This is a genomic window from Streptomyces sp. NBC_01788 (assembly GCF_035917575.1).
GTDB lineage: Bacteria > Actinomycetota > Actinomycetes > Streptomycetales > Streptomycetaceae > Streptomyces.
Genome location: NZ_CP109090.1, coordinates 2,459,951 through 2,472,173, shown reverse-complemented (window position 1 = coordinate 2,472,173; position 12,223 = coordinate 2,459,951). Strand labels below are relative to the sequence as shown.

Annotated in this window: 9 protein-coding genes; 5 read left to right on the top strand and 4 right to left on the bottom strand. The window is 70.8% G+C overall.

Features of this window, described 5'->3' with window-relative positions; genetic code table 11:
- Positions 1–111 precede the first annotated feature (111 nt).
- Both OIE49_RS11355 and OIE49_RS11350 read right to left on the bottom strand, forming a co-directional pair.
- Entirely contained in the window at positions 112–321 is a 210-nt protein-coding gene (locus tag OIE49_RS11355; protein WP_326802206.1) for a DUF397 domain-containing protein, read from the bottom strand.
- Entirely contained in the window at positions 318–1,193 is an 876-nt protein-coding gene (locus OIE49_RS11350) for a helix-turn-helix domain-containing protein (RefSeq protein WP_100567115.1), read from the bottom strand. Before OIE49_RS11350 ends, OIE49_RS11355 begins: the two co-directional genes overlap by 4 nt.
- 200 nt (positions 1,194–1,393) lie before the next feature.
- Here OIE49_RS11350 and OIE49_RS11345 point away from each other — a divergent pair, with 200 nt between their 5' ends.
- Positions 1,394–4,390, top strand: coding sequence for a bifunctional [glutamine synthetase] adenylyltransferase/[glutamine synthetase]-adenylyl-L-tyrosine phosphorylase (locus OIE49_RS11345; protein ID WP_100567117.1), 2,997 nt, complete (start codon positions 1,394–1,396; stop codon positions 4,388–4,390).
- 122 nt (positions 4,391–4,512) lie between these two features.
- Here the strand turns inward: OIE49_RS11345 and OIE49_RS11340 are convergent, their stop codons facing one another.
- Positions 4,513–5,355: a phosphatase PAP2 family protein gene (locus tag OIE49_RS11340; protein ID WP_100567118.1), complete on the bottom strand. Its 843-nt coding sequence runs from the start codon at positions 5,353–5,355 to the stop codon at positions 4,513–4,515.
- Between the two features lie 75 nt (positions 5,356–5,430).
- Complete coding sequence (locus tag OIE49_RS11335) at positions 5,431–6,465, bottom strand: LacI family DNA-binding transcriptional regulator (RefSeq protein WP_267895319.1); 1,035 nt, start codon at positions 6,463–6,465, stop codon at positions 5,431–5,433.
- Between the two features lie 445 nt (positions 6,466–6,910).
- Between OIE49_RS11335 and OIE49_RS11330 the strand changes: the two genes are divergently transcribed.
- The 4 genes from OIE49_RS11330 to OIE49_RS11315 all read left to right on the top strand — a co-directional run bounded on the left by OIE49_RS11330 (position 6,911) and on the right by OIE49_RS11315 (position 12,119).
- A complete protein-coding gene (locus tag OIE49_RS11330) occupies positions 6,911–8,182 on the top strand; it encodes an extracellular solute-binding protein (RefSeq protein WP_326802205.1) in 1,272 nt (423 codons plus the stop codon).
- Between the two features lie 100 nt (positions 8,183–8,282).
- Positions 8,283–9,287, top strand: a complete 1,005-nt coding sequence (locus OIE49_RS11325) for a carbohydrate ABC transporter permease (protein ID WP_326802204.1) — start codon at positions 8,283–8,285, stop codon at positions 9,285–9,287.
- Positions 9,288–9,306: 19 nt separating this feature from the next.
- Positions 9,307–10,212, top strand: a complete 906-nt coding sequence (locus OIE49_RS11320) for a sugar ABC transporter permease (protein WP_326802203.1) — start codon at positions 9,307–9,309, stop codon at positions 10,210–10,212.
- A 218-nt stretch (positions 10,213–10,430) separates the two neighbouring features.
- Positions 10,431–12,119 carry a glycoside hydrolase family 13 protein gene (locus OIE49_RS11315; protein ID WP_326802202.1) on the top strand — a complete coding sequence of 563 codons (1,689 nt, stop codon included), beginning with the start codon at positions 10,431–10,433 and terminating at the stop codon, positions 12,117–12,119.
- The last annotated feature ends 104 nt before the right edge of the window (positions 12,120–12,223 follow it).

Below are 12,223 nucleotides of genomic sequence, written 5' to 3'. Positions count from 1 at the left end.
GCCGTCAGGCTAGAAGTGTGGGTCAGTAGGCGACAACCCCGCGAGGGTCCGGTGAGACAGGCTCCTAGCCGTGGTTGCGCTCGACGGCGAGCGCGGTGTGCGGGGCGGGGGTCAGCCCCTGCCCGCGAAGGTCACGAAGTCCGTCCAGGCGGCCGGTGCGAGGGCGAGGCGGGGGCCTCGGGGGTTCTTGGAGTCCCGGACGTGGACGGCGGCGGGGGTCGTGGCGACCTCGACGCAGTCGCTGGGGTTGCTGCTGTCGCTGTAGCTGCTCTTGAACCAGGCCAGATCGACGACGTTTCCCGCCGCTTCGTTGCCGTTCATGTCTCCCCCAGCAGTTGTTCGACGAAGGTGAGCGACTCTCGTGTGGTCAGAGCCTCGGCGCGGATGATGCCATAGCGCAGCTCAAGGATCCGCAACTGCTGAGGGACGGAGACCGGCCGACTGCCGAACTCGTCGTCGGCACGGCCCATCGCCGTGCCGTCCGGGAACTTCAGCACCTGGATCCGGCCTCCCGTTCCCGGATGGTCTCCACGAGACGTGGGCATCACCTGGACGTCGACGTGCCGCAAGTGCGCCACCTCCAGCAGGTGTTCGAGTTGCCTGCGCAACACCATCTTGCCCCCGACGGGGCGGCGGAGAGTCACCTCTTCCTGGACGAAGCTGAGTTCCGGAGGGGGAACCCGCTCGAAAATCGCCTTGCGGGCCATTCGGGCGGCGAGGGCTCGCTCAAGTTCGTCCTCCGACAGCGCGGGTCGCCGGGTGCTCAGCAGGGCTCGCGCGTACTCCTCGGTCTGCAGGAGCCCGTGCAGGTTGTGACTGCCGTACGACAGAAGCTCGACCGCCTGGGACTCCAGCTTGGCCAGATCACGGACCTTCTTCGGGTACCGGACCCGCTTCACGTCCTCCTTCATCGCCGAGAGCAGCCCGCCCGCGCCCAGTACCTCGTCCGCCTTGTCCAGGTACTCGGGCCGGGGGATCCGCTTCCCGCCCTCGATCTTGTAGACGAGGTCCTCGCCGTACCCGACCGCCGCCGCGAACTCGCCGGCCCGCATCCCCGCCGCCTCCCGCCGCAGTCTCAGCTGCCGCCCCACGGTGGCGACGACCGCGATGCCCCAGTCGTCGTCCGGGTCCACCTCCCACCCCGGCTCGTCCGCCTCGCTCCTGAGCCGTACCGCCTCACCGTCCACCGACATCCGGACCCCTCCGTCGTACGCGTCCTGTCGCGATCTGCCTGACGGTAGACACAGCGGCCACTCTGAGTAGTTTGAATGGGGCGGTCGACACACCTACGAGTGAGCGTCGGCGCACCGTGGCGGGGGTCGCCCTCAGGGCCCCCGTCCCCGAGTCCGGATAGGCTCTGGCCAGGACGGGCTGGATCCGACGGGAGGCCGGGATGACGGCGCCGGGGCGCAGGAGCAGTACCTTCACGCGGCTGCTGCGGCACGGCTTCATCCATGCCACGGACGCCGAGCGGCTGCTGGACGGCCCGGACCTCGCGCCGCTCAGGGACGACCCGGTGCTGCTGGAGGCGCTGGGCGCCACCGCCGACCCCGATCTCGCGCTGGCCGGTCTGGTACGGCTGCTGGAGGCGCAGCCGGAGTCCAAGGCCCGCCGCGAGCTGCTCGACACCCTGATAGCGGCCAAGCCGCTGCGCGACCGGCTGCTCGGGGTGCTCGGCGCCTCCGCCGCCCTCGGCGACCACCTCGCCCGGCACGCCGGCGACTGGCGGGCGCTGGTCACCTACGAGCCGCGCGACCTGCACCCTGGGGTCGAGGAGTTCGAGCAGGGGCTGGCGGAGGCCGGTGACCCGGTCGCGCTGCGCGTCGCCTATCGGCGCTGCCTGCTGTCCATCGCCGCCCGCGACGTGTGCGGCACCACCGATGTCGCCGAGACCGCCGCCGAGCTCGCCGACCTCGCCACCGCCACCCTGCGCGCCGCACTGCGGATCGCGCGGGCCGCCGCGCCCGAGGACGACGCGCTGTGCCGGCTCGCGGTGATCGCGATGGGCAAGTGCGGCGGCCACGAGCTCAACTACGTCTCCGACGTCGACGTGATCTTCGTCGGTGAGGCCGTGAACGGCGCCGACGAGGTCAAGGCCCTGCGCGCCGCGACCGCGCTCGCCTCGCACATGATGCGGATCTGCTCCGAGACGACCGTGGAGGGCTCGATCTGGCCGGTCGACGCCAACCTGCGGCCCGAGGGCCGCAACGGGCCGCTGGTACGCACCCTCAGCAGCCATGTCGCCTACTACCAGCGGTGGGCCAAGACCTGGGAGTTCCAGGCGCTGCTCAAGGCCCGCCCGGTGGCCGGCGACCCGGAACTGGGCGGCCAGTACATCGCCGCGCTCGCCCCCATGGTCTGGCAGGCCGCCGAACGCGAGAACTTCGTCGCCGACGTGCAGAAGATGCGCCGCCGCGTGGTCGAGACCATCCCCGTGGCCGAGGTCGAGCGCGAGCTGAAACTCGGTCCCGGCGGCCTCAGGGACGTCGAATTCGCCGTGCAGCTCCTTCAGTTGGTGCACGGGCGGACCGACCCGTCGCTGCGCAGCGGCTCCACCCTGGGCGCGTTGCAGGCACTGGCCGCCGGCGGGTACGTCGGCCGCGTGGACGCCGTGCAGCTCGACGACGCCTACCGGTTCCTGCGCTCCCTGGAGCACCGCATCCAGCTCTTCCGGCTGCGGCGCACCCACCTCGTCCCCGAGGACGAGGCCGATCTGCGCCGGCTCGGACGGTCGCTCGGGCTGCGCAGCGACCCGATCACCGAGCTGACCCGCGAGTGGAAACGGCACACCAGCGTCGTACGCCGGCTGCACGAGAAGCTGTTCTACCGGCCGTTGCTCGACGCGGTCGCCCAACTCGCACCGGGCGAGGCCAGGTTGAGGCCGGACGCGGCGCGGGAGCGGTTGGTCGCGCTCGGGTACGCCGACCCGGCCGCCGCGCTGCGGCACCTGGAGGCGCTGGCATCCGGCGTCACCAGGAAGTCGGCCATCCAGCGGACCCTGCTGCCCGTGCTGCTGGGATGGTTCGCGGACTCCGCCGACCCGGACGCCGGGCTGCTGAACTTCCGCAAGGTGTCGGACGCGCTCGGCAAGACCCCCTGGTATCTGCGGCTGCTGCGGGACGAGGGGGCCGCCGCCGAGAACCTCGCCCGGGTGCTGTCGGCCGGGCGGCTCGCGCCCGACCTGCTGATGCGCGCTCCCGAGGCCGTGGCCCTGCTGGGCGACGGCGACGCGGGCGGCCTCGGACCGCGCGGGCGCGCCCAACTGGAGCAGGAGGTCCTCGCCGCCGTCCGCCGCGCCGAGACCGCCGAGCAGGGCGTCACGGCGGCGCGCGGCGTGCGGCGGCGGGAGCTGTTCCGTACGGCCGCCGCCGACATCGTCGGCTCCTACGGCACCGAGACCCGGCCCGCCGAGGCCGACCAGGGCGCGCTCGTGGACCGGGTGGGCGGCGCGGTGTCCGACCTGACGGCGGCGACGCTGGCCGGCACCCTGCGGGCGGTCGTGCGCAAGGGCTGGGGGGACACCCTGCCGACCCGGTTCGCGATCATCGGCATGGGACGCTTCGGCGGGCACGAGCTGGGCTACGGCTCGGACGCGGACGTGCTGTTCGTGCACGAGCCGTGGGAGGGCGCCGACGAGCGGGAAGCCGCCGAGGCCGCGGCGAAGGTGGTCGCCGAGATGCGCCGGCTGCTCCAGGTCCCGAGCGCGGATCCGCCGCTGCTGGTCGACGCGGATCTGCGGCCCGAGGGAAAGTCCGGGCCGCTGGTGCGCACGCTCAAGTCGTACGAGGCGTACTACCGGCGGTGGTCGCTGGTGTGGGAGTCGCAGGCCCTGCTGCGGGCCGAGCCGGTGGCCGGGGACGAGGACCTGGGGCGGCGGTTCGTCGAGCTGATCGATCCGCTGCGGTATCCGCGCGGCGGGCTGCGCGAGGACGCGGTGCGGGAGATCCGGCGGCTGAAGGCCCGGATGGAGTCCGAGCGGCTGCCGCGCGGCACCGATCCCAAGCTGCACACCAAACTGGGCCCGGGCGGGCTCTCCGACGTGGAGTGGACCGTGCAGCTGCTCCAGATGCGGCACGCGGCCGGGGAGGCGTCGCTGCGGACCACGCGCACGCGTGAGGCGCTGGCGGCGGCGCGGGAGGCGGGCCTTGTGTCCCCGGAGGACGCCTCTACGCTCGACGAGGCGTGGGTCCTGGCCACCCGGGTGCGCAACGCGGTGATGCTGGTCCGGGGGCGGGCCGGGGACACGTTCCCCACCGAGTCCCGGGAGCTGGCCGCCGTGGGGCGGTACCTGGGCTACGGGCCGGGGCACGCGGGCGACATGCTCGACGCGTACCGGCGGACGGCCCGCCGGGCCCGGTCGGTCATGGAGGAGCTGTTCTACGGCGCGTGAGGCGGCCGCTCAGTGAAGCAGCCGTTCAGTGGAGCGGCCGCTCGGAGTGAAGCGGCTGCTCAGTGGGACGGCCGTTCGGCGGAACGGCGCCCCGGTGACACCACCGCGGGCGCCTACGCCGCCTACGCCTCCGTCGGCCGCAGCGCCGGCGTCAGCCGCGGCAGCGCGTGCGGCAGCGCCCCGTACCAGACGCGGGCCGCCGTGAAGCCGAAGGACAGGCACAGGACACCGCCGACCGCGTCGAGCCAGAAGTGGTTGGCGGTGGCGACGATGACGACCAGGGTGGCCACGGGGTAGAGCAGCCCGAGGACGCGCAGCCACGGAACCGCGCTCAGGGCGAAGACGGTCAGCCCGCACCACAGGGACCAGCCGATGTGCATGGACGGCATCGCGGCGTACTGGTTGGACATGTTCTTCAGGTCGCCCGAGGCCATGGAACCCCAGGTGTGGTGCACCTGGACCGTGTCGACGAAGCGGCCGTCGGTCATCAGGCGCGGGGGTGCCAGCGGGTACAGGTAGTAGCCGAGCAGGGCCACGCCCGTCGTCACGAACAGGGTGAGCCGGGCCGCCGCGTAGCGGCCGGGGTGCGTGCGGTAGAGCCACACCAGGACGCCGATGGTGACCACGAAGTGCAGCGTCGCGTAGTAGTAGTTCATGCCGATGATCAGCCAAGTCACCGAGTTCACGGCGTGGTTGACGGCGTGTTCGACGGCGATGCCGAGCCGGTGCTCGGCGCTCCAGACCCAGTCCGCGTTGCGCAGCGCCTGGGCCTTCTGCTCCGGGACCGCGTTGCGGATCAGGGAGTACGTCCAGTAACTCACCGCGATCAGCAGGATCTCGAACCACAGCCGCGGGTGGCGGGGTGTGCGCAGCCGCTCCAGGGCGGTGGGGCGCCGCTCGTCCGTGACGAGGTGTGGAACGGCCTTTTCCCGGCCTTCCCGGCGTGTCACGGTCGAGTCACCCATAGGCACAGAGTCTGCCAGAAAAGCGTTCGTCCACCGCTCATCCGCCGGTCGGGTCCCGTTCGCATGTTCTCCGTCTCAGGGACGACTGCGGTCCCCGGGGGCCGAAGCGGTCGAACCGCGCACCACCAGCTCCGGCATGAAGACGAACTCGCTGTGCGGCGCGGGCGTCCCGCCGATCTCCTCCAGCAGCGTGCGCACCGCGGCCTGGCCCATGGCCGGCACCGGCTTGCGTATGGTCGTCAGGGGCGGGTCGGTGAAGGCGATCAGCGGGGAGTCGTCGAAGCCCACCACGGAGACGTCCCGGGGGACCTCCAGGCCGCGCTGCCGGGCCGCGCGGATGGCGCCGAGCGCCATCATGTCGCTGGCGCAGACGATCGCCGTGCAGTCCCGTTCGATGAGCGCGGTGGCCGCCGCCTGGCCGCCCTCCAGGGTGTAGAGGGAGTGCTGGATCAGCTCCGACTCGACGACGTCCGCGGCCAGGCCGAGCTGGTCCCGCATGGCGCGGACGAAGCCCTCGATCTTGCGCTGCACCGGGACGAAGCGCTTCGGGCCGAGGGCCAGGCCGATGCGGGTGTGCCCCAGGGAGGCGAGGTGGGTGACCGCCAGGGTCATCGCCGCCCGGTCGTCGGGGGAGATGAACGGCGCCTGCACCTTGGGGGAGAAGCCGTCCACGAGGACGTAGGGGACGCCCTGGGCGCGCAGGCGCTCGTAGCGCTCCATGTCGGCCGTGGTGTCCGCGTGCAGACCGGAGACGTAGATGATCCCGGCGACCCCGCGGTCCACCAGCATCTCGGTCAGCTCGTCCTCCGTGGACCCGCCGGGGGTCTGGGTGGCGAGCACCGGGGTGTATCCCTGCCGGGTCAGCGCCTGGCCGATGACCTGCGCCAGCGCCGGGAAGATCGGGTTCTCCAGCTCCGGGGTGATCAGCCCCACCAGGCCCTCGCTGCGCTGCCGCAGCCGCACCGGGCGCTCGTAGCCGAGGACGTCGAGGGCGGCCAGCACGGACTGGCGGGTGGTGGCGGCGACGCCGGGCTTCCCGTTCAGGACGCGGCTGACGGTCGCTTCGCTCACCCCCGCCTGGGCGGCGATGTCGGCAAGCCGTGTGGTCACGTGACCGGACTGTACCGGTCGCCCCCCGCCCTGCCCACCGATGGGGCGCCTGGCGCGAGCCGTTGAACGGCCCGCTGCGGGCTGCTGCGTCATCGCGATCCCTCGTGTTCGGTCGGCGTCCGGTCGACGTCCGGGTCTCGGCGTCCGGTCCGCAACGGGATGATTCCTCCCCCGCCACTGTCTGGCAAGGGCTTGCAGAGTCTTGCACAAGTGTCCGACGGGCCGCCTGTCCGCGTGAAATCAGGGTCGTAGGACCCGCAGGAGCGGGTCACGAAGCGGTAACTGACGCGGTGTCTTGCACTTTTTTTCTGCAAGGTCTTTCGCCGGGCTTGCAACGCTGTTACGTTTCCGGTCGCCCGGCGGCGGCAATGGCGCGGTCGGAAAGTCGGCAGGGCGGCGGACGGGGCCGTTACCTGTTCACGGGCTTAACCCTCAAGGAGAACTCATGCGGCGTGGCATAGCGGCCACCGCGCTGGTGGCGTCCCTCGCACTCGCGGCGACGGCGTGCGGCGGGAGCGACAACGGCGACAAGTCGGACGGTCCGGTGACCATCACCTGGTGGGACACCTCCAACGCCACCAACGAGGCACCGACGTACCAGGCCCTGGTCAAGCAGTTCGAAGCGGCCAACAAGGACATCAAGGTCAAGTACGTCAACGTCCAGTTCGACCAGGCGCAGAACAAGTTCGACACGGCCGCCGGCTCCAAGGGCGCCCCGGACGTGCTGCGCTCCGAGGTCGGCTGGACCCCGGCCTTCGCCAAGAAGGGCTACTTCGTGCCGCTGGACGGCACCGAGGCCCTCGCCGACCAGGACAAGTTCCAGCCCAGCCTGGTCACGCAGGCCCAATACGAGGGCAAGACCTACGGCGTCCCGTTCGTCACCGACACCCTGGCCCTGGTCTACAACAAGGCCCTGTTCAAGAAGGCCGGCATCGCCGAGGCCCCCAAGACCTGGGACGAGCTGAAGTCCGCCGCCGCCAAGATCAAGGACAAGACCGGTGTCGACGGGTACTGGGGCTCCACCCAGGCCTACTACGCCCAGAGCTTCCTCTACGGCGAGGGCACCAACACCGTCGACGCCGACGCCAAGAAGATCACGATGAACTCGGCGCCGGCCAAGAAGGCCTACGGCGCCTGGCTCGGCCTGTTCGACGGCAAGGGCCTGCACAAGGCCGACACCACCGCCGACGCCTACGCCCACATCCAGGACGCGTTCGTCAACGGCAAGGTCGCCGCGATCATCCAGGGCCCCTGGGAGATCACGAACTTCTACAAGGGCTCCGCGTTCACGGACAAGTCCAACCTGGGCATCGCCACCGTCCCGGCCGGCTCCGCCGGCAAGGCGGGCGCCCCGACCGGCGGGCACAACCTCTCGGTCTACGCCGGCTCGGACAAGGCCCACCAGGACGCGGCCATGAAGTTCGTGAACTTCATGGCGTCGGCGAAGTCCCAGGAGACCATCGCCCTGAAGAACTCCACGCTCCCCACCCGCGACGACGCCTACACCGACGAGGTCAAGGCCGACCCCGGCATCGCGGGCTACCAGGGCGTCCTGCCCGCCGCCCAGCCGCGCCCGGCGCTGCCCGAGTACGGCTCCCTGTGGGGCCCGCTCGACACCGAGCTGCCCAAGATCGCCGCCGGCAAGGAGTCCCTGGACAAGGGCCTGAGCAACGCGGAACTCGCGATCGCCAAGCTGGTCCCCGACTTCAGCAAGTGAGCCGTCGTGGCCGTCGGAGTGCTCCCGTGAAGGGGAGGACTCCGACGGCCACCGGCCTGTGCCCAGCCCAACTCCCTGATCTTGCAAAAGGTGTCGAACCATGACAGTCGCCATCGACCGCGCGACCGGCAGGCGCCGCGGTGACCGCGCGCCTCGGCCCGGGCTGGGGCAACGCCTGAAGAACGGCTTCCAGAGGTACTGGTACGCCTACGCGATGATCGCGCCGGTGGTCGTCGTGCTCGGCGGCCTCGTGGGTTACCCCCTGGTGCGGGGCTTCTATCTGACCCTCACCGACGCCAACAGCCTCAACTCGGCGCGCACCATCGGCGTCAACCACATCGAGGCCACCTACAAGTTCATCGGGCTGGACAACTACCAGGACATCCTGTTCGGCCCGACCTCGTACGACCGGTTCTGGTCGCACTTCCTGTGGACCGTCTTCTGGACGGCCGCCTGCGTGTTCCTGCACTACACCATCGGCCTCGGCCTCGCGCTCATGCTCAACCAGAAGCTGCGCGGCCGCACCTTCTACCGGCTGATGCTGGTCCTGCCCTGGGCCGTGCCGACCTTCGTCACGGTCTTCTCCTGGCGGATCATGCTCGCCGACTCCGGTGTGCTCAACCAGGTGCTCGGCAATCTGCACCTGCCCCAGCCGCAGTGGCTGGAGGACACCTTCTGGCAGCGGTTCGCCGCGATCATGGTCAACACCTGGTGCGGTGTGCCGTTCATGATGCTCTCGCTCCTCGGCGGCCTGCAGTCCATCGACTCCACGCTCTACGAGGCCGCGGAGGTGGACGGCGCCAACGCCTGGCAGCGGTTCCGGTACGTCACGCTGCCCGGTCTGCGCTCGGTCAGCTCCACCGTGGTGCTGCTCGGCGTCATCTGGACCTTCAACCAGTTCGCCATCATCTTCCTGCTGTTCGGCCCCTACAGCGCGCCCGACGCCCAGATCCTCGTCACCTGGGCCTACTACCTGGGCTTCGGACAGCAGCCGCGCGACTTCGCCCAGTCCGCCGCGTACGGCGTACTGCTGCTGTCGATCCTCACCGTCTTCACCTCCTTCTACTTCCGCTGGCTGAAGCGCAATGACCAGCTCGCCGTCTGACGCCGCAGGAGCCGCCCCCATGAGCACCACGACCCTCGAGAAGACACCGGCCGGACCGGCGTCCGCCCCGCCGCCCCCGCAGCGGACCCGCCGGCGGGGCGAGCGCGGCCCGCTCGGCAGCGTCCTCCTGCACGCCGGCCTCGCCGTGGCGAGCCTCGTCGCGCTGGCCCCGGTGGTCTGGCTGTTCTTCCTGTCGCTCGGTCCGGACAAGGACGACTACCTGCACCCCGGCAAGATCTTCGGCAAGCTCACCTTCTCCAACTACAGCTTCGTGCTGCAGCACACCGCCTTCTTCGACTGGCTCAAGTCGACGATGATCGTGGCCCTCGGCACCACCCTGATCGGTGTCTTCGTCGCCGCCACCACCGGCTACGCGGTCTCGCGCATGCGCTTCCCCGGCTACAAGCAGCTGATGTGGGTGCTGCTGCTCACCCAGGCCTTCCCGATCGCCATCCTGATCGTGCCGATGTACGAGATCTTCGGCCGGTTCGGTCTCATCGACACCTACTGGGCCCTGATCGTCATCAACTGCACCACGGCCGTGCCCTACAGCGCCTGGCTGCTCAAGGGATACTTCGACACCATCCCCTTCGAGATCGACGAGGCGGGACGCATCGACGGGCTCAGCCCCTTCGGCACCTTCGTACGGCTGATCCTGCCGCTGGCCCGCCCGGGGCTGGCCGTCGCGGCCTTCTACAACTTCATCACGGCCGTCGGCGAGGTCGCGTTCGCGACCACCTTCATGCTGGACGACTCCAAGTACACCTTCGCGGTCGGCCTGCAGAGCTTCGTCAGCGAGCACGACGCCCAGTGGAACTACATGGCCGCCACCGCGGTGTTGATCGCTGTTCCTGTGTCGGTCTTCTTCTACCTTGTCCAGAAAAACCTCGTCACCGGCCTCACCGCGGGCGGCACCAAGGGCTGACCCCCCCCACGCGCCCGACAACGACTCCCGCGCGCCTGACCCGCGCGGGTGGCGGCCGCGGTGCCCTCCCCGAGCTCTTCGAGCAAGGGGGCCCCTGACCCCGCGGGCACCGCGGCCGCCTCATCACCCGGACGCCGTCACCCCTACCCACGACAAGCAATCGCCCCCAGCTCTCGCCCACGCTGGAGCAGGGGCACACCCGACGCACCAAGGACGCCATGAGCAAGCAGTACTTCCCGGCCGAATCCCCCCTCTCCGAAGCGGCTGCCACCACCGTCGCCCCGCGCCGCGACTGGTGGCGGGACGCGGTGATCTACCAGGTCTATCCGCGCAGCTTCGCCGACAGTGACGGCGACGGCATGGGCGACCTGGAGGGCGTACGCTCCCGCCTGCCGTACCTGCGCGACCTCGGTGTGGACGCCGTCTGGCTCAGCCCGTTCTACGCCTCCCCGCAGGCCGACGGCGGCTACGACGTCGCCGACTACCGTGCCGTCGACCCCATGTTCGGCAACCTGCTGGACGCCGACGCGCTGATCCGCGACGCCCATGCGCTGGGTCTGCGGATCATCGTCGACATCGTGCCCAACCACTCCTCCGACCAGCACGAGTGGTTCAAGCGCGCGCTCGCGGACGGCCCCGGCTCCCCGCTGCGGGACCGCTACCACTTCCGCCCCGGCAAGGGCACGGACGGCGAACTCCCGCCCAACGACTGGGAGTCCATCTTCGGCGGCCCCGCCTGGACCAGGGTCACCGAGCCGGACAGCACCCCGGGCGAGTGGTACCTGCACCTGTTCGCGCCCGAGCAGCCCGACTTCAACTGGGACCACCCGGCCGTCGGCGACGAGTTCCGCTCCATCCTGCGGTTCTGGCTCGACATGGGCGTCGACGGCTTCCGCATCGACGTGGCCCACGGCCTGGTCAAGGCCGAGGGCCTGCCCGACCTCGGCAGCCACGACCAGCTGAAGCTCCTGGGCAACGATGTCATGCCGTTCTTCGACCAGGACGGCGTGCACGCGATCTACCGCCAGTGGCGGCACATCCTCGACGAGTACTCGGGCGACCGGATCTTCGTCGCGGAGGCGTGGACCCCGACCGTCGAGCGGACCGCGAACTACGTGCGCCCCGACGAACTGCACCAGGCGTTCAACTTCCAGTACCTGGGCACCGAGTGGGACGCCGACGAGCTGCGCGAGGTCATCGACCGCACCCTGGAGGCCATGCGTCCGGTGGGTGCCCCGGCCACCTGGGTGCTGTCCAACCACGACGTCACCCGGCACGCCACCCGGTTCGCCAACCCGCCCGGCCTCGGCACCCAGATCCGCAGCGCGGGCGACCGCGAGCTCGGCCTGCGCCGGGCGCGCGCGGCCACGCTGCTGATGCTGGCGCTGCCCGGTTCGGCGTACGTCTACCAGGGCGAGGAACTGGGCCTGCCGGACGTCGTGGACCTGCCGGACGAGGTGCGCCAGGATCCGGCGTACTTCCGGGGCGAGGGCCAGGACGGGTTCCGCGACGGCTGCCGCGTGCCCATCCCGTGGACCCGCGAGGGCTCCTCCTACGGCTTCGGCGGCGGGGGCAGCTGGCTTCCGCAGCCCGCGCACTGGGGCCGGCTGAGCGTGGAGGCCCAGCAGGGCGTGCCGGGCACCACCCTGGAGCTGTACCGCTCGGCCCTGGCCGCCCGCCGCGCCCACCGTGACCTGGGCGCCGGCGAGGCGGTGGAGTGGCTGCGCGCGCCCGAGGGCGTCCTCGCCTTCCGGCGCGGCGAGTTCGTCTGCGTGGCGAACACGACCGGCGAGTCGGTGACCATCCCGGCGTACGGCCGGGTGCTGCTTGCGAGCGGCGAGGTCACGGAGGCGGACGGCGAGGCGAAGGTTCCCTCCGACACGACGGTGTGGTGGACCACGGCCTGACCCGACAGGTCACAGTTTCACATCAACTCCCCACGGCCCGCTGCCCGTTGAGGCAGCGGGCCTTCTACCATCCGGGGTCAACGACTTGCTGAACCTTTCAGCAA